General features: G+C 43.4%; 12 protein-coding genes. 7 read left to right on the top strand and 5 right to left on the bottom strand.

What is annotated here, in order from left to right; translation table 11 throughout:
• The first annotated feature begins 123 nt into the window (after nt 1-123).
• Both DDV21_RS11195 and DDV21_RS11190 read left to right on the top strand, forming a co-directional pair.
• Nucleotides 124-1,356 carry an Ig-like domain-containing protein gene (locus tag DDV21_RS11195; protein ID WP_116877819.1) on the top strand — a complete coding sequence of 411 codons (1,233 nt, stop codon included), beginning with the start codon at nt 124-126 and terminating at the stop codon, nt 1,354-1,356.
• Nucleotides 1,357-2,080: 724 nt separating this feature from the next.
• Nucleotides 2,081-3,580, top strand: a complete 1,500-nt coding sequence (locus DDV21_RS11190) for a CHAP domain-containing protein (RefSeq protein ID WP_116877820.1) — start codon at nt 2,081-2,083, stop codon at nt 3,578-3,580.
• A 356-nt stretch (nt 3,581-3,936) separates the two neighbouring features.
• Here the strand turns inward: DDV21_RS11190 and dusB are convergent, their stop codons facing one another.
• The 5 genes from dusB to gshAB all read right to left on the bottom strand — a co-directional run bounded on the left by dusB (nt 3,937) and on the right by gshAB (nt 11,677).
• The gene (dusB, locus tag DDV21_RS11185) at nt 3,937-4,911 is read right to left on the bottom strand and encodes a tRNA dihydrouridine synthase DusB (protein ID WP_116877821.1); all 975 of its coding nucleotides are present in this window, start codon (nt 4,909-4,911) and stop codon (nt 3,937-3,939) included.
• Nucleotides 4,895-5,770, bottom strand: coding sequence for an Hsp33 family molecular chaperone HslO (gene hslO, locus DDV21_RS11180; protein WP_116877822.1), 876 nt, complete (start codon nt 5,768-5,770; stop codon nt 4,895-4,897). Before hslO ends, dusB begins: the two co-directional genes overlap by 17 nt.
• A 716-nt stretch (nt 5,771-6,486) precedes the next feature.
• On the bottom strand, nt 6,487-7,776 hold the full coding sequence (locus DDV21_RS11170; RefSeq protein ID WP_116877824.1) for a toxic anion resistance protein: 1,290 nt from the start codon (nt 7,774-7,776) through the stop codon (nt 6,487-6,489).
• A gap of 57 nt (nt 7,777-7,833) precedes the next feature.
• On the bottom strand, nt 7,834-8,658 hold the full coding sequence (locus DDV21_RS11165) for a hypothetical protein (RefSeq protein WP_116877825.1): 825 nt from the start codon (nt 8,656-8,658) through the stop codon (nt 7,834-7,836).
• A gap of 739 nt (nt 8,659-9,397) precedes the next feature.
• Nucleotides 9,398-11,677 carry a bifunctional glutamate--cysteine ligase GshA/glutathione synthetase GshB gene (gene gshAB / locus DDV21_RS11160; protein WP_116877826.1) on the bottom strand — a complete coding sequence of 760 codons (2,280 nt, stop codon included), beginning with the start codon at nt 11,675-11,677 and terminating at the stop codon, nt 9,398-9,400.
• 187 nt (nt 11,678-11,864) lie between these two features.
• Between gshAB and DDV21_RS11155 the strand changes: the two genes are divergently transcribed.
• The 5 genes from DDV21_RS11155 (at nt 11,865) to DDV21_RS11135 (ending at nt 18,315) form a co-directional block, all read left to right on the top strand.
• Nucleotides 11,865-13,157: an adenylosuccinate synthase gene (locus DDV21_RS11155; protein WP_116877827.1), complete on the top strand. Its 1,293-nt coding sequence runs from the start codon at nt 11,865-11,867 to the stop codon at nt 13,155-13,157.
• A gap of 387 nt (nt 13,158-13,544) precedes the next feature.
• Nucleotides 13,545-15,488 (top strand): BglG family transcription antiterminator, encoded by a 1,944-nt coding sequence (locus DDV21_RS11150; RefSeq protein WP_116877828.1) that lies wholly within the window; start codon nt 13,545-13,547, stop codon nt 15,486-15,488.
• A gap of 31 nt (nt 15,489-15,519) precedes the next feature.
• The gene (locus DDV21_RS11145) at nt 15,520-15,993 is read left to right on the top strand and encodes a PTS sugar transporter subunit IIA (protein WP_116877829.1); all 474 of its coding nucleotides are present in this window, start codon (nt 15,520-15,522) and stop codon (nt 15,991-15,993) included.
• Nucleotides 15,994-16,236: 243 nt separating this feature from the next.
• Nucleotides 16,237-16,536 carry a PTS sugar transporter subunit IIB gene (locus DDV21_RS11140; protein WP_116877830.1) on the top strand — a complete coding sequence of 100 codons (300 nt, stop codon included), beginning with the start codon at nt 16,237-16,239 and terminating at the stop codon, nt 16,534-16,536.
• 510 nt (nt 16,537-17,046) lie between these two features.
• Nucleotides 17,047-18,315 carry a PTS galactitol transporter subunit IIC gene (locus DDV21_RS11135; protein ID WP_116877831.1) on the top strand — a complete coding sequence of 423 codons (1,269 nt, stop codon included), beginning with the start codon at nt 17,047-17,049 and terminating at the stop codon, nt 18,313-18,315.
• Nucleotides 18,316-18,344 lie beyond the last annotated feature (29 nt).

Here is an 18,344-nt window from a genome sequence, read left to right as displayed (position 1 = left end):
TTGAAATGGGTTGATTTTTACAATAGAATAGAAACAAAGGAGTTGGGGGACGGTTTAAATTGTTATATGTTTACGACTGTGCCCGTATTGCTTTTGTATTTTAACGAAGGGAGATTGAATGAAATGACAATTTTAGGAAAAATGCCCCAATTTGGGACCATTGCAATTAGTGCAGTTCTCACTTTCAGCCTGATAGCAGCTATACCTGAACGGTCTGTTCTTCATGCCGAAACGACAGAGCAAAAAACAGAAATGAGAGATGATGCTGTATCCGAGACAAGTGATAATGTCACACAAGTTGATACTTATTATAAGCTAATGCATACCAAAGGGCTGTCAGGGATAGTCCGGACCCGCGGTCATATGTCGGTCGATGATGGGGCCGGTATGACCTATATCATAAAAGAAGAAAAGCCGACAGGTGTTTCGGAAAATATTGCTGTTCCTACAATTGATGGGAAATGGGCTGTTCCGATAGATCTGAGGACAGGACCGACAGGCGACTATCATTCAGAAGCAGCTGAGGATGCTGTCAAACGTGCTCAGACTTTTGCGGATGCAGGCACTCAGCTGAAATGGGATCCAACCAGATTTCCTCCATTAAAGGATGGCATTGTTCATCGGGAAACTACGTCTCCTTATCCTATAACCTGCTCCTCATTCGTAGGTCAGGTTCTTGCCGGCTATGATTTTAGCCATACAACTTATGTTGAAGATGAAAATACCGTTGTCGGTGATTATGTTGATTTCGGTGCACCGACTGCCAGCTTTGACTGGCAAGCTTGGCGTTTAGCCAAGTGGCTGACGACTGAGAGCAGCCAGACTGATGTTTGGCTGAATAATCCAGAAAATCCGCAGTATCAAAAAGGCGATATCCTCTTTTTCTCCAAACAGGATCCTGAAGGGGAAGATACGACAGGGAAATACTACGGCAACATTTTCCATACCGCTATTTATCTTGGCGAAGGGAAAATCATGCATTCTCATGATGAAGATGATAATGATAACCATCCGGGAGTGGCTGTGGAAGATTTGAACAGCTACCTGCAATCGAAACTGAGTTTTGTAGCACGTCCTAAATATACAGATTACCAAAAACCGCAGTTCTCACCAGTAACAGCAGGTGACAGAACTGTTTCAGGCCAAGCTCAGCCGAATATCAAAGTGACTGTCGTTTTTGCGGACGGTACAACTGCTGAAATAACTTCTGGCAGTGACGGCAGCTACACGGCCGCAGTTCCTGAGGGCACAGTGCTTCAAGAAAATGATGAGCTAAAGGTTTATTCAACTAATGCAGCGCAAAATAAATCAGAAACAAGTTCTATACGTGTTTCTGCTATCGAAGCCCCAGAATGATGGGGTTTGGTTCTTTCAGCTTATCAGCTGCGTAATGCACTTGCTTATTTAAGACTGTCCAATTGATTTCAGCCTCAGTTCGGCACCTTTCAAGGTGCCGAACTTATTTTATTAAGAATAGCAAAGCTGTTAGAACACAAAAAGAAAATAGGAGACCGGACGAAGAACCGTTAGATTCTAGGATAGGGGATACTCACAGAGCAGCCACACTCGTCAGTCGCTGATGCTTCCAACGATTGTGTCTCTTTTTCTCACAGTGGTTAGGCCTATTCAATAATAGGGCCGGGAAAGTTCTTAAAGCACAGCCGAACAAAGACACTCCTCTTGAAGAGGTTAAAAATAGCAGATTGGATTGCGTCATGTTTATAAAAAAACGAGTGATTTTATTGTTAATAGTTAGTATTAAAAATTGGGAAAAATTACGAATAGCTTCTATGAGCAAAAGTACTTTTCTTTCTTTTATTTTTTGATATAATGTGAAAGGAGAAGATTTATAGACAGAAAAAAGAACCTTTCTTACAGCTACTAATTATTTTTTTCTTAAAATACTTTTTTTGTTGCTTTAGTATTTAATTGCTGAAAAAAGGGAAAAATTATTTGATATTTCGAGTTATTTTAAGGAAAAAATATTAGAAAAATGTTATAATGTAACATAACAGAAATATTATATGACATTTTATTTTCGAATAGATAGTTATAAGAAAAAGTAATTAAGGAGAGTCTCATGTCTTACAAGAGAAAATTATTAGCATTGCTTACTATTTCTGGCTTGATTTTATCAGAAGCTTCAGGATTAACTCAGGTCTCATCTATTATTGCGGATGATGCGCCGACAGAAACGACGACTACGACCACCACAACAGAGGCCGAACCTGCTGATGAAGAAGAGGCTGTGACGGAACCTGATACAGATACTAATAAAGATTCCGAAGCTGATGAAGAAGGGGCAAATGCTGGTTCCGGTGCTGCGCAGTCTCCTGCTGAGGAGACACCTCCAGCAGATGTGACAGAAGCGACGACGACTGAAACAACCAGCACGACGACAACTACAGAAGCAGTTACAGCACCCAGCACCGGCTCTGGTACAGCTAAAACAGGAAAGAATATTAACAGCCAGTCAGTAGCTAATGCGGATAAGGCTTCTTCAGTCAAGCAAGGCTCTGACGCTCCCCTGAACAGCCCACTGATGGCTTTTGGTCTGCCGTTTTCTGCTGACAGCGATATTGCTGATGCCACAACGACTAACCGTGCTTATGTTGAGCACTGGACGGGTGATGACGCTTATACACATAATTTGTTATCCCATCGCTACGGGATTACTGCTGAACAATTAGACGGCTATCTGGCTTCAACAGGAGTATCCTATGATAAAAACCGTATTAACGGTAAAAAACTGCTGGAGTGGGAGGAAGCCAGCGGTTTAGATGTTCGTGCTATTGTTGCTATTGCTATGGCTGAAAGCTCTCTCGGTTCAGCGGGTGTTGCTGCACTGCCCGGATCGAATGTTTTTGGTTACGGCGCCTTTGATAACAATCCTGAGAATGCTGCTAATTATAATGACGAAAAGGCAGTTCGTGAGCTGACTAAGGTAACGATTATCCAAAATAAGAATACGACTTTTAAACGGCAGGACGATAAAGCTAAAAAACTGGCTTTGGGTCAGCTGGATACTGTTGCAGACGGGGGTGTCTATTTTACAGATACTTCCGGGACAGGTAAAAAGCGTGCAGAAATCATGGAAGATTTGGATGAATGGATCGATAAGCATGGCGGAACTCCTGAAATTCCGGAAGAACTGAAGAATATTTCAGGGGTAACTTATGCTGAAATTCCAGTAGGATACAGTATCTCTACTGCAGTTAACGCCTCTGGTTATATTGCTGCAACTTATCCTTGGGGACAGTGTACTTGGTATGTCTTTAACCGTGCTGAGGAGCTGGGCTATCGCTTTGATGCCTATATGGGCAATGGCGGAGATTGGCAGAATAAGGCAGGATATGAAACCGTTCATAAGCCTGAAGTTGGATACGCTGTTTCGTTTGCGCCAGGCCAGGCTGGTGCTGATGGCACCTACGGCCATGTCGCTATTGTAGAAGAAGTCAAAGAGGACGGTTCAGTTCTAATCTCTGAATCTAATGCGCTGGGACTCGGTGTTATTTCTTACCGTACTTTCTCAGCTTCCCAAGCTAAACAGCTGACTTATGTAGTCGGTCAGAAAGACTAATATAATTTGAGAATTAATAAAAGACTGGTCATTCACTGCCCCTAAAAAGTTGGACACAAAATCTAACGAATAGGGACAAACTCATGGGGACCAGTCTTTTTTAGAGAATAAAATCGTTAAGGCTGGCTGTTAATTGGGAAGACGAAAGTTCGTTTTTCACTTAAGGCTTTTGGCGGACACAGTTACAGTTGAAAAAAACGCCAGTCTTTAAATGGTTAGAACAAAAAAAGGAGAATGAGACAGAAATATACGTTTGTCCCACTCTCCTTTTTTGTTATAAATACAAAGGTTTGATACAGCCTGTTTATTGATTTTAGCCAAAGAGGTCCAGAGCTTCTCGGCTATTTTAAGCGTTCTTAGATAGCAGCGAAAATCGTTTCCACCTCAGCCGCTGTTTTTGCGCGGGCTACAGCTCCTCTGATTTTAGCGGCACCCGCAGTGCCGCGTAAGTAGTGCGGAGCTAAGCCGCGGAATTCACGAACAGCTGTCTCTTCTCCTTTGAGTTCAACCAGCCGATTCAGATGGTCGCGGGCGATAGCCAGCATGTCTTTAAAAGGTAAATCCGGCAGAAGTTCTCCGGTTTCAAAATAATGATTAATCTGACTAAAAATATAGGGGTTACTGCGGGCGCCTCGTCCGATCATAACAGCATCAGCTCCGACTTCTTCGATCATGAATCGGGCATCTTCAACAGAGCGGATGTCACCGTTAGCGATAAAGGGAATCGTCTGAATAGCCTGAGCAACTCTGGTCAATGTCTCATGGTCACAGTGTCCGGTGTACATTTGTTCACGGGTGCGGCCATGCATGGCTAAGGCAGCTGCTCCGGCGCTTTCAGCAGCCAGAGCATTTTCAACAGCTAAGCTGGCATCAGCCCAGCCTGTCCGCATTTTAACGGTCAGCGGAATACTTAACACAGATTTAACGGCTGTGACAACGGAGTAAATTTTTTCAGGATCTTTTAACCACATAGCTCCAGCTTCATTTTTGACAATTTTATTGACTGGGCAGCCCATGTTGATATCGACAAGGTCAGCTGCAGTATGGGTTTGGATGAAGTCAGCTGCCCTGGCCAAGCTTTCGCCATCATTGCCAAAAAGCTGGATGGATACGGGATGCTCCTCTTCATCAATATGCAGCATATGCAAGGTTTTGCTGTTATTGTACTGAATTCCCTTGTCAGATACCATTTCCATGACAACAAGTCCTGCCCCGAATTCTTTAGCGATGGTTCGAAAAGCGGCATTGGTCACACCGGCCATAGGGGCTAAGACGGTACGGTGAGGGATTTCCACCTGACCGATCTTAAATGAACTATTCAGTTTTGTCATTTATTATCTCCTCTAAATCTTTTTCTGTGAAATTGTATTTTTGACCGCAGAACTGGCAGACAATCTCAGCCCCTCGGTCCTCTTTCAGCATATCTCGCAGTTCTGCTGCGGCTAAGGTCCTGAGGGCATTTGTGAAGCGCTGGCGGGAGCAGTCGCAGGTAAAACGGAGTTCTGTTTCCGCTAATCGTTTATAGTTATCGTCTCCGTAAACAGCCGCTAATAAGGCCTCGATATGGTTCTCCGAAGCAAGCAGACTTGAAATAGAGGGCATTTCCTGAATGCGTTTTTCAAAACGGGCAATATCTGCCTCTGCAGCATTCGGCAAAGCCTGCAGCATAAAACCGCCGGCGACTTGGACACAGTCCTCATCATTTAGAAGGACATTGAGACCGATTGCAGACGGAGTCTGTTCACTTTCGGTAAAATAATAGGCAAGATCTTCACCAATTTCTCCCGAAATCAGAGGTGTTGTTGATGTATAGGGCTTGCCAGTTCCATAATCGGTAATAACAACAAAATGGCCGTTCCCCATTAACGGCCCGACGATGATTTGACCGTTGGCTGTTTTTTTGAGGTTAAGGCCAGTATTTTGAATATAGCCTTTAACATTTCCTTTGTTATCTGCAATAGAAATAATATGGCCGAAAGCCCCCTCACCAATGATTTTGAGCGTAACTTGACTGTCGCCTTTCTGGTTAGCTGCCAATATCTGATTGGCGATTAAGGCACGTCCCAAAGCAACGGTAGAGCTGGCCAGAGTGTGATGTTTTTGCTGAGCAGTCCGTACGGTTTCTGTACAGTCAAGGACATAAGCACGGAAGGCCCCGTTTTCTGAAATTGTTTTAATGATTTTATCCATAAAGCTATTTTAACATAAAAAAGACAAAGAGAACGGGAAGAAAACTGAAACCTCTATAAGGTCAGCCGGCAATGGTTTTTAACCTTTAACAGCAGCGGTAAGTTGACCTAGATACGGTTTAAAATCTGCGGCAGTTAGGAAATCTTATAGGTTGAGATTCTGTCTCACTCCTTAGCCGTCTTGACAGGGGTACTGACTGAGAAATCTCAGATTTCGGACTTGCCGTCAGCCGTAGCCGTCCTAACAGCCGCCCCTTTCTAGTCGTCCTGGCAGAGGTGCGTCTGCGAAATCGAAGATTTCGGACTTACCGTCTTTCATACGGATTTTTAACGGCCTTTGTGTCTTGTTGAATTGAACACGGCCTAAGAGCTGTGCAAAAAAGACAGTCTGTCCTAGAACCTTGCGGTTCTTCGCCCAGCCTCCTATTTTTGCTTTGCTCTTTTCACGGCCTTTGTGTCTTGTTGAATTGAACACGGGCTAAGCTCTTTGTAAAAAAGAGACGCAATCGCAGGAAGCGCAAGCTGATGTACGAATGTGGCTGCTCGGTGAGTATAACCCTCCCCCTTGAGTCTTTAGTGACTCGGCGGTCAGGCTCCTATTTTTACTGTGAGCTTGAACGCCCTTTGTATCTTATATAAATAAAAACAACCCTGTACGATTAGATTAGCAGGGCTAAGATTCGTTTGAGGCTGTTTGAAAGATTAAGGTTTAAAAAATTAGTCTGCTGTTTCTTCATCTGCAGCTGGAGTATCCGTTTTTTCGACATCCTGCTGCGTTTCTTTGCCTTGATTAAGCAGAGCCTGTACGATTTTTTCATCACGGAGTTTGACAGAATCGTTAATGGTTTCAGCGGATTTGACAATAGCGGTTTCCAGCTGAGCCCGCTGCTTGCGTCCGCTGTCAATGGCTGCGATTATACCTTGATTTTGTGCGACGAGGCTCTCGGCTAATGACGTAACTGAGGCAATGGTGACCGTAGGGCTTTGAGCAGATTTTTCTAAAGCGGGGATGGCTTCTTTGCTTGTCTCAGACAGCATCTGTAAAGCAGCATTGTTGGCATTGACAATAGCATCAGCTGTAACACCTGACTGCACAGACTGCTGCAGCATGCCGAGCTGGGCGATGGAAAGCTTCATGGTAGGAATGGTATTGCGGCGCAGCATTCCCAGTTTTTGCCGCATGTCCGAAGAGACTTTAACCATATTGCGCATTTGCGGTGTCGTTGCCCAAGCGACATAGAGGCGGCTGACATACTCCGTGTGCTGCTGTTCAAGGGTATTGATAACTTCGGTCATCCGGGCCAGCTCATCTGTTTTTACTTGGTAGTCAGGAGTAGAGCTGTCCAGCTGTGCCAGTTCTTCCTGAAATTTAGCGGCCCGCTGCGCCGCTTCTTGCTGGCTGGCTTCAATGAAAGCAATCACGCCGACTAAATTCTCAATGGATTTAGTGTTATCTTCGATCAGCATTTCAGCAGAAACGATATTTCTGGCCAGAGTTTCCTCCTGCTGAACCACATTGGCTGCCATACTGTCCATTTTTTGTTCAATGGTTTTGGAATCAAAGTAGAATTCCTGCAGTCCTGCTTTGCCTTGTTTAAAGAATTTTTGCAGGAAATTTGGTTTTTTCTCGAGCTCGGCTGGTTTAGCATCCTTATATTTGGCGATAAAGCCATTAAGTTCACGGTTGGTATTGCGCAGCAATTCATCAACCTGAGGAATTTCAAGCTTTCTCTGCTCAGCCAAAATATGGTTGACCGTTGTATTGACACCTTCTACCGCCGACTGGCCGAAGTCCAGCAAGGCATTTTGATCGCTGATAAAGTTATCAACCAAAGCTGGTGCTTTTTCCGAAATGGCTTGTTGCTGTTCAGCTGTCAGTTTTTCATAGAAAGACAGTCCTCCTGACGTACTGGTATCGCTGGAGGCAATAATTTCTGTCGTTTTATCTGTTTTAGCAACAGCGTTGTTGGCGATGGCATCAATATCAAAATTAAAGGTATCTGTCATAATAAACTCCTTGCTGCTTATATGTTTTAGATGTTTGGAGAAAGGCGGTCAGTCTGTTTAGAGTTCTTCTGTTTTTTGTCCCATCATTCTGAGACTGACATCAAAATCTTTAAGTTCACTTTCGTTGAGCTGGCGCAGGGTCTCATCCAAATCAAGATCAAATTGTTCTAAGGCCGCTTTGGCTTTAGCCAGGCGTTCATCGGCATTATAGTAATTTTTAGGAGAAGCTTTAATTTTCAGGTAACCGTCCAAAATATCCTGAAAACGCTGCATGTTAGCCTGATGAAGTGCCGTGAGCTCTGCTTTGTTATCCGTTTCCTCGATTTTTTCGAGAATGGCTCGATGGTCGGTCTGGATACTGTCGTAAACTTTAACAAGTTCAGGAGCCTGTCTGAGTAAATCGTTTTCTGCTTGGCTGATTGGCTCAGAAGCCGAACTGACATGCAGTTTTTCCAATTGTAATTTGATATCTGTCTCAACGGCTTCAGCTTTTTTGGTCACCCTTTTATAGATATTAATATCCATATTATTCTTTAAACTGTCAGCTTCTGTTTTGATTTCTGCTAATTTTGGCAGGAGCTGACGCCCAACGACACTGTACTGAGCATACTCTTTTTCATCTAGGTAATTATCCAAAAGTTTAACCTGACGGTCGGCCAGCCGGATACTGTCTTTTAGGTCCTGTAAGCGCTGCGCAATATTAGCTTTTTCAAGACTGGATTTTCGGGTTGCTAAATAATAGATTCCCCCGCCTGCCCCTAACAGCAATAAAATCGGCAGAAAGTAGTCCATAATAACCCCTAAAAAAATCAAAATAAAAATACTTCCGATGACCCATCTAAAAATGCCATTTCGTTTTGGCGGACGGCCGTAATAAGGCATAAACACCAGCCCTTTCTTTTAGTTGAACAGTGCGGCAGCGGGGAAAGGCTGTTTTCTAGGCCGCTGTGTCTGCTTGGGATTTGTCGTCTCAGATTTTTACTAAGAGGAGAAAATAAAACAGCTGTTTTATCTGCTGTCAGCACTGCTTATTATCATTTCAGCCTAAAATAAGCTTTTCTGACAAGAATTTACCGTAAAAATCCAATTATTAGCTGTTTGTGTGAAGGAGGCTGACAAGGAAGGTCTCCAGCCCTTTTTTAAGCTGCTCAGTTTTTTCAGGTTAAAAACTCCAGACAGCAAGAGTATCTGCAGTTTTCAGCATTCTCTGAAATAGTCATACAAAAGAAAAACACCTGCCGGCTTAACCTGTTCTTGACATTTTGCAAACTTCAAAACTCCCGTCAAACTTACCTCTATTTTATCTAAAAATCATGTAAAAAACAATTTTTTCTGTCAGTCTTTTTAGCAAGCTATCTTGTTTTTAAGCGTGAGGTGAGTGTGTTTTCTTAGTTGAAAAAGAGAGGGACAGAACCTTAGGGCTTAAAGTTCTGTCCCTTTCCATTTCTAGCTTTAGACTGCTATAGAGCACTCGCAGCTTGCCACAGTTTATAGGGATGGCTTGACTTACAGGGGGCGGACTATTGAGGAAGATACTTGGCAATTAAGAAGCGTCCAGATAAGATCACCGGCCGTGAGAAGGCTGTAAAGTAAACAGATTTGGATACTTGTATCTCAAATTTCAGTTTTTGCCGTCTGAGCTGACAGAAACTTCTGGGAAGAGTTTGGCCAAGATTTTTGGGGTGATAGCTTGACCCGGTCCCTCGTGGCAGTAAGTATGCATATACATAGAGGGATTGAAGTTGAGCTCAATGCAGGTGCAGCGAGGCTGTTTCACAGTCGAAGGTTTCTCTTTATCAGGAATGATAAGATCCACGCCGCAGACCCAGGCTCCCATGGCTTTAGCCATAGCAGCAGCCAACTCTTTATAGGATTTATCCATGTTTTCGGTGCAGTCAATGGAGTCACCGCCTGTTGAGACATTGGAGTTTCTGCGCAGATAAACCTTAACATCTTTGGGCAGTACACTGTCCGGACTGTAGCCTTGCTGTTCCAGCATGAGTTTTTCCACTTCTCCCAGCTGAATGATTTCTAAGGGCGAGCGGTGGTCCTGCCCCCTGAGTGGGTTAGTGTTTTTCCGGTCTATGAGCTGCCGGACAGTATGTCTGCCGTCGCCGACAACATTAGCTGCAACACGCAGGAGGACAGCTTCGCACTGACCGTCTAAAACAAAGAAGCGGTATTCGGTTCCGGCAATATATTCTTCAACCAGGACGGCACTGTCTTCGGCAAATGCAATATTTAACGCTTTCTCGTAAGCTTCTAAGCTGACCGCTTCTTTAAAAATAGATATGCCCAATCCGAAGTTGGTAGATTTAGGTTTAATAACAACAGCTTTGTCTTGAATGTGCTTATAGTAGCGCAGAGCGCTGTCTTTATCAGAAAATTCAGCACCACCTGGAACTGGGAATCCGGCTTCTCTGAGAATTTTTTTCGTAACAGTCTTATTGGCCATAGCTAAAGGAACAACATAATTGTCTTTAGCGGTCATATTTCCGTTTTTGACATACTCGAAATGCTTGCCGTGCCAGAGTTTGATAAACTGATCGGCTTCATCGAGAATGTCAAAATGGATGCCTTTCTGAACAGCATCAAAAAGCAGCATTTGGGTAGAGAGTTCCATAGTCTCGTACCCTTTAAGAGCATAATGGTCCTGCCAGGCATAAGCATGATGCTCCAGACCCTTTTTTTGTCCAAAAAGGGCCAATGAATCCTGTTCAGCTTCCTGATAAAGTTTGCCGGCGATTGTCAGAGCCGGGCTGTCTATTTGCCGGCAGAGTTTTTCCAGCAGCTCCTGATAGTAGGATGGCAGCTGAAAATGGGTAATGACAGCCTGCATAGCCTCTGTGATTTCAGCCAGCGGAGCATCGTCAGGCAGTTTTTCCAAGGGATGACTGAGGGCAATTCGATCATTCAGCTCTTGAGCTTGAGCCAGTTCAGCGTCGACCTGCTCTAAGCTGTCCAGCCACAGCAATGCCAAACTGAAGAGGTGGACAGTATCCAAGGTTTCCTGATCAATTCCGACAGGTGAATAGGGATTGAGGTCAAAACAGCGAAATTCCAGATAAGTAACACCTTGGGTCAAATAATCTCGGTTATGCTTGCTGCCGCGCAGCCGAACCGCAGAATAGAATTCCTTTTCGGCGATTAAACGGCCATCTGCCACACAGCTTTCAATATCGGTGACATAGCGCTCTAAACTGTCATAAGAAACCTTGATATCATCGTGGTTGATATAGCCTAAATGGCTGTTGCGGATGGAGCGCACAGGTTTTTCCAGCTTTTCTTTGAGGGAACCCGGTTCAGCCAGCGGGCTGGCACCGTAAAGATAGGTCAAAAGCCACTGATAGCGCAGGAAATTCTGTGCCAGTTTCAGATGCAGAGCGTTTCTAAAAGCCGTCAGCGAGCTGTAGCCGCTCTCTGCAAAAAGCAGCTGCACCAAGTCTTTACCCAGTTCGATATTATAATGGATTCCTGACATAGATTGGAGAATTTTGCCGTAAACATCGGCTAAGTATTCCCTGTAGCGGTATTCAAAGTCATCGTTCAGGTGTGCGATGTCAATTTCTTCTTCTGTAAGCTGCGGCGGCATAGATAAGGGCCAGAGGTATTCAGCCTGATCCAGCGAGCGCTGCGCGACATCGGTGATAGCCTGTAAAAAACGCAGGGCTTCTGCCGTTGAAGAAGCGATAGGAGTGATGAGCTCTATCTGGGGTTCGCTGTAGTCTGTCTGAATATAGGGGTGAAAGTCCCGGCTGCCCAAACACTCAGGGTGAGGGCTTTGGGCCAGTTTATGAGTATCAGAATTGATGCGGAGGCTTTCTCTCTCTAATCCAAAGGTAGCCTGAAGAATGGGAATGTCTCTGGGGCTGTTTTGCAAAATATGATTTATTTTTGACATAGTTTTCTCCTTGCTAGCAGTATATCTTTAGTTTACATGATTATTCGGGAAAACGCAGTGTTTGACTACGGCATATTGAAAAATGTTCAGAAATCTCCTATAATGAATTGTAGGGCAAATCTGCAGGTGGGATTCCTGCCATGCTGACAAGAAAGGATAGAGGCCCGAAGAGGCCTGTGACAAAAGTATGACATCAGTAGTAGTTGTTGGTACGCAATGGGGAGATGAAGGCAAGGGGAAAATCACAGATTTTCTATCGGCCGATGCCGAAGTTATTGCCCGTTATCAGGGCGGGGATAATGCCGGGCACACCATTGTGATTGATGATAAGACCTTTAAACTCCATCTGATCCCTTCAGGAATTTTTTTTCCGGAAAAAATCTCTGTTATCGGCAATGGGGTAGTCATCAATCCCAAGTCTTTGGTTGAGGAGCTGGATTATTTGCATCAGGAGGGAGTCGCGACTGAGAGCTTGCGTATTTCAGATCGGGCTCATGTTATTCTTCCTTATCATATTAAACTTGATCAGCTGCAGGAAGAAGCTAAAGGGGACAATAAAATCGGCACGACAAATAAAGGGATCGGGCCGGCTTATATGGATAAAGCTGCGCGTGTCGGTATTCGGATTGCCGATCTTTTAGATAAAGATATTTTCGCTGAGCGGCTGCAGGCTAATCTGGCTGAAAAAAACCGCCTTTTTCAAAAGATGTATGACTGTGCTGAGATGACTTTTGCCGATATTTTTGACGAATATTATGCTTATGGCCAAAGGATTAAAAACTATGTGACCGATACTTCTGTGATTCTCAATGATGCTCTCGATGCCGGCAAACGAGTGCTTTTCGAGGGCGCACAAGGGGTTATGCTTGATATCGATCAGGGAACCTATCCATTTGTGACCTCATCTAATCCGGTTGCCGGCGGCGTAACGATTGGTTCAGGTGTCGGTCCAAGTAAAATCAACAAGGTCGTTGGGGTTTGTAAAGCCTACACCAGCCGAGTCGGAGACGGACCTTTCCCGACAGAACTGTTTGATGAAGTAGGGGACCGCATTCGGGATATAGGCCATGAGTATGGAACGACAACAGGCCGGCCGCGCCGGGTCGGCTGGTTCGACTCAGTTGTGATGCGGCACAGCCGCAGAGTTTCGGGGATTACAAATCTGTCCCTGAACTGTATTGATGTGCTTTCAGGTCTTAAGACGGTTAAGATTTGTGTGGCTTATGAGCTGGACGGCAAACGGATTAATCATTATCCGGCCAGTCTGGAGCAGCTCAAGCGCTGTCAGCCGATTTATGAAGAACTGCCGGGTTGGACGGAGGATATAACGGAGGCTAGGAGCCTAGAAGAACTGCCGGAAAATGCCCGGCATTATGTGCGCCGCATCGGTGAGCTGGTCGGTGTACGCATTTCAACATTTTCAGTCGGGCCGGGCCGAGACCAAACAAATATTTTGGAGAGCGTTTGGGCCAATAGCTGAGGATGAGAGCGTCGACTGCTTTTTAAGAATAAAATGATTGAAACTTGAATTTGAAGCGCACCTCTAAAGCTGAACTTTATTTTCAGCTTTAGAGGTGTTTTTTGCTATCTGATGCTTATTTTTATAAACTGACAAAGCAATATCGGATTGTGTGCTATTAGAATAAACTTGGACCGGGAGATTTATGCTACGCTGCCTGTGTATCTTGCCATACGATCCATCTGACGGACTAGTGACGGTCAAAAGCTGAATTCGCTGAATAACAACAATAGCAACAACATCAAGGTTGGCAGCGCTTCCGCATTAATGAAGAAAAATATTGGCTTTGTCTTACACAGGTAAACCCTTATAATGGAACAAAACAGACTAATGAAAGGGGGTGGTGAGATGAATTACAGACAGATAAGCATTTTGAGAGATTTGCTGCTGACAGAACAGTTTATTACAGGTAAAACACTGGCTGATAAATATTCTGTCTCAACTAAGACAATTTACTCAGATTTGTCTTTCTTAAATAGTGAGATCGAAGAGCTGTCTAATAAAATTGAAAAGATTCCTAGAAGAGGAATACGCTTGGCTGTTGATGCCAATGAAAAAAAGCATCTTGCGGATTTGTTAAACCATTTTCATTTCCATGCAGAAGAAATCAACGATATATCCAGAGAATATTTGCTGCTGAAGTCCCTTTTCTTTGATGAAAAAGAAGTAGACATTATCGACTGGTCCGTTCAGTACTTTGTCAGTGAAACCTCTGTCAGAAGAGACATCGGTAAATTAGAAAATAAATTTGCTGACTATCGTATTCGCATGGAACGTCGTAATGGCAAATATCATATTGTCGGACAAGAGCAGGAAATTCGGACTTTTCTGAGGAATTACCTGATAGCAGAATTCCATTTAGATCTATCCAGCATTACTCAAACTAAGCGCTTTACCTATTTCTTCTCCAAAGAGGAAATAGAGCGTGTCATGTCAATTGTCAATCATTATGCGGAAGTCTATCACTTTACTTTAAGTGAACAGTACAGCATTTATCTCATTGTCGACTTATTGGTTGCAAAGATGCGTTATGTAAACGGTCATACATTTGCCCTCAATGACAATATAAATTTTGTTGACAAACTTTCTTACTATGAGGTCTATACTTTTGCCTGTGACTTATTCAGGGAGTATCTTTATTTTAAAGATAACTCAATGCCGCTGTTAGAGATTATTAACCTGTCTTATACTTTATTATCTGTCGGCTATGAAACCAAGGATTTGATTGTTGGAGACCAGATTAACAGTATTATCAGCAATTTGATCGATCGTGTTAGTCGGCTTCTCAGTATTGATTTGAGACAAGATCGCCATCTGTTTAAGATGTTAATCAGCCATGTTCAGCCAATGATTTTCCGTTTGAAAAATAAGATTATTGTCAGCAGTGATATCACAGAAGAAATCAAAAAAAAGTATAGCGTTCTCTACAATATTGTTTGGCTGTCCTGCCGTGAACTCTCGGATACATTTTCTATCGATATGACTGATGGGGAAATGGCGTTTTTAACTGTACACTTTGAAATTGCCATTGAAAAATTAGCTAAGCCTTTGCTGATCTATGTCGTCTGTCCTCAGGGGTTGGCAACGACTGAGCTGAATATAAGGTCACTCTCGCATGTCATATCCAATTTTGACCATTTGGTCAAAATTGATGCTAGTGAACTGACTCAAACTAAAATTGAGCAGGCCGATATGATTATCAGTTCTATTTCACTGTCAGATACAGATATGGATGCTTCTAAGATTATTTTTATCAGTCCTATATTGACCGATGCTGATTTAGAAAATCTGCAAAGCCGCTATTTGCAGCTTCAAAAGGGAAACAGACGGGTTTTATCCGTTATAGAAAGCAAAGAAGCTTACACAAAATCTTTGATTCAGCAGCTGATTGGGGACAATGTTTTTTTAAAAGTGGATAAGGGGACTGCTAATGACTGTATCGATTTTCTTGTAGAGAAATCAGCACCTCAAAATCGTAAGAATCAGTCATACCGTCAGTCTATCCAGATCCGAGAAGACTTAGGGAGTACCAGTGTCTATACCGGCATAGCGCTTCCGCATGCCCTGTCAATTGCTGTAAGTGAGTCCCAATTAGTGATTATGACTTTGAAAAAACCGATTCGCTGGGGCAGCAATATGGTCAAAGTGATTATGCTAATTTCCATGTCTCAGGAAGATGAATTTTTTTATAAGGATGCCCTTATCAGCCTTTATTCAAAAATTGACAGTTCAGATTATATTGATCAATTATGGCATTCGACGACTGTCTCTGATTTTATGGAACGATTGTAAATTAAGGAAGCTAATGGAAGGGAGGAACCGTATGACTGAAAAAATGAAACTTCGGGATTATATCACACCCAAACTAATTTTTGTCAATGAACATTTTGACTCAAAGAGCGCTCTGTTTCAGAAGATTTATCAAGAATCTTTCGACTTGGGCTATGTCCATAAAAGCTTTCTTGAAAAAATCATAGAACGTGAAAGAAATTTCCCTACAGGCCTGCAGTTAGAAACAATGGGTGTCGCTATCCCTCATACTGATGCTGAATGCATCAAAAAAGAATTTGTTGCTATTGTCACAACTGACCCGGTTGCCTTTGTCAGCATGGAAGATTTTAATCAATCGGTAGCTGCGGAAATTGCTTTTATCTTAGGGCTGAAAGAGCCTCATGCCCAGCTTGAAATGCTTCAGTCGTTAATGGGGCTGCTGCAGAACTCAGAAGTATTGGCACGAATGAGAGAAGCACATTCTGCAGATGATATTGTAACGATAGTAAAAACAAATAACATTTAAATGGAACACGGCTTAAAATCCTAGTGAAAAGAATGATATCCGTCGCGATGCGAGTCATCGCCCGACTGTCCCTATTTTCCCATTGCGTTCTTAACGGCCTTTGTATCTTGTTGGAACTGAACACGGCCTAAACGCTGCGGGAAAAAGATGTCCTGACTTAGAATCTAGCGATTCGTCAGTCAGCCCCCTATTTTCCCATTGCGTTCTTAACGGCTTTTGTATCTTGTTGAGAGGAGATTGATTATGTCAAAAGTTAGAGTACTGGTAGCCTGTGGAGCAGGTATAGCAACTTCTACAGTTGTTATGAAAAAGATTGAAGATTTATTTGCCCGCAATCAGATTGATGCACAAATTACACAGATTAAAATAGCAGAGGCTGTTTCTAAGCAGGATTCAAATGATATGCTGATTACAACAACGATGCTGCCTACAGAGTATAAAATACCGGCAATAAAAGCAATGGCATTCTTAACTGGAATTGGACAAGACAAGGTTGAAGCCCAAATTTTAGAAGAAGCTGCCAAAATACAGGCCCGCCAGTGAGAAAACATCTGGTTACTATCTTTGTTGAACTGAACACGCCTAAACTCTTTGCAAAAAAGAATGGACCAAGCTGAATTCTGATTTTTAATCATTGTCTAGCCGTAGCCGTCTGAAGGCTTTGTCGTCTTGGCAGAGGTGTGCAGACGAAATCGAAGATTTCTGGCTTACCGTCATTTTTGCTGTGAGCTTTAAACGGGCTTTGAATCTTGTTGGAAATGAACACGGCCTAAGAGCGGTGCAAAAAAGAGACGCAATTGTTGGAGGCGTCAACGACTTACGAGTGTGGCTACTCTGTGAGTATAAAATTTCCTAAAGTCTCAGCGACTCTTCGTCAATTTTCCTATTTTTGCTTTGCTCTTTTAACGGCCTTTGTATCTTGTAAATTGAACACGGCCTAAACGCTGTGAGAAAAAGACCGTCCTCTCTTGAGTCTTTAGTGACTCAGCGGTCGGACGCCTATTTTCTCTTTGCGTTCTTCACGGCCTTTGTATCTTATAAAAGGAGTGGGTTATGGATACGTTAACAACTGTTGTTCAAGGTATTTTGAATATGGGATCAAGCGTAGTGCTTCCGATAATCATTTTTACCTTAGCTGTTATTTTTCGGGTGCCTATCCGAAATGCTATCACGTCAGGCTTAACTGTAGGGATAGGGATGCTGGGAATTAGTCTGGTATTAGGGCTTTTGTCCGATAATGTCGGTCCTGCAGCTCAGGCTATGGTTGAGCGGTTTGGTTTAGAGCTGACAATTGTAGATGCGGGCTGGCCAGCTGTTGCGGCAGCGACATGGGCCCAGCCGATTGCAGCAGTCATGATACCGGTTATCTTAGCAGTGAATCTTATTATGCTGGCTTTTAACTGGACCAAAACACTTAATATTGATATCTGGAATTATTGGCATATGAGTGCGGCAGCTGCGACCGGTTATATTGTAACTAAAAGCTTTTTCTGGGGTATTGTCTGCGGTATCGGCTATACTGTCATTGTCCAGATTATTGCAGACAAAACAGCTCCTTATGTTCAGGACTATTATGGGCTTGAAGGGGTTTCGATAACAACCGGCTCAGCTCAGGGCTATGCGCTTCTTGGGATACCGATTGCTTGGGCAGTAAGCAAGATTCCCGGTATTGGAAAACTGGATGTCGAACCTGAGACGATTCAAAAACGCTTTGGTATTTTTGGAGAGCCGATGATTATGGGGATTATCATCGGTGGTGCTATGGCTATTTTAGGCGGTTATGATATCACAAGAATTCTGCAGACAGCCATGGCTATGGGAGCAGTCATGTTTATTCTGCCTCGTATGGTCAAGATTCTGATGGAAGGCCTTATTCCGATTCAGGAAGCCGCTCAGGCTACGCTTCAAAAACGTTATGCCGATCGTGAAATTTTCTTAGGGATGGATGCAGCACTGGCAACCGGCTCACCTGCTGCATTGTCAACGGGGCTCCTGATGGTTCCCATTACTCTCTTGATTGCTGTTTTGCTTCCAGGGAACCGCGTCCTGCCTTTTGCTGACTTAGCGACTATTCCATTTTTCGCTGCTTTGGTTGTGCCTACACGAAAGGGTAACATTTTACACTCTGTTATTGCTTTGACAGTCGTGATTACCTTTGCTCTGTGGATGGCAACAGACTATGCGCCTGTACTTACCCAAATGGCAGAAGGTGTCATTAAATTTCCTAAGGGGGCTTCGCAAATTTCCAATTTTGATACAGGCGGGAACTTATTGAACTGGATTTTCCTGAAGCTGTCAGAATTGATTAACTCCGTTTTTTAAAAGGCATTCTGATAATCTTATAAATGATG

Source organism: Streptococcus chenjunshii (assembly GCF_003086355.1).
Lineage (GTDB): Bacteria > Bacillota > Bacilli > Lactobacillales > Streptococcaceae > Streptococcus > Streptococcus chenjunshii.
The sequence above is the reverse complement of the archived record's forward strand: the minus strand, read 5'-3'. Positions and strand labels throughout refer to the sequence as shown.

Coding starts and splice junctions, on each gene's coding strand:
- DDV21_RS11170 (WP_116877824.1), bottom strand. CDS start 7,776: ATGACAGATACCTTTAATTTTGATATTGATGCCATCGCCAACAACGCT.
- hslO (WP_116877822.1), bottom strand. CDS start 5,770: ATGGATAAAATCATTAAAACAATTTCAGAAAACGGGGCCTTCCGTGCT.
- DDV21_RS11140 (WP_116877830.1), top strand. CDS start 16,237: ATGTCAAAAGTTAGAGTACTGGTAGCCTGTGGAGCAGGTATAGCAACT.
- DDV21_RS11145 (WP_116877829.1), top strand. CDS start 15,520: ATGACTGAAAAAATGAAACTTCGGGATTATATCACACCCAAACTAATT.
- DDV21_RS11190 (WP_116877820.1), top strand. CDS start 2,081: ATGTCTTACAAGAGAAAATTATTAGCATTGCTTACTATTTCTGGCTTG.
- DDV21_RS11165 (WP_116877825.1), bottom strand. CDS start 8,658: ATGCCTTATTACGGCCGTCCGCCAAAACGAAATGGCATTTTTAGATGG.
- DDV21_RS11150 (WP_116877828.1), top strand. CDS start 13,545: ATGAATTACAGACAGATAAGCATTTTGAGAGATTTGCTGCTGACAGAA.
- gshAB (WP_116877826.1), bottom strand. CDS start 11,677: ATGTCAAAAATAAATCATATTTTGCAAAACAGCCCCAGAGACATTCCC.
- dusB (WP_116877821.1), bottom strand. CDS start 4,911: ATGACAAAACTGAATAGTTCATTTAAGATCGGTCAGGTGGAAATCCCT.
- DDV21_RS11155 (WP_116877827.1), top strand. CDS start 11,865: ATGACATCAGTAGTAGTTGTTGGTACGCAATGGGGAGATGAAGGCAAG.
- DDV21_RS11135 (WP_116877831.1), top strand. CDS start 17,047: ATGGATACGTTAACAACTGTTGTTCAAGGTATTTTGAATATGGGATCA.
- DDV21_RS11195 (WP_116877819.1), top strand. CDS start 124: ATGACAATTTTAGGAAAAATGCCCCAATTTGGGACCATTGCAATTAGT.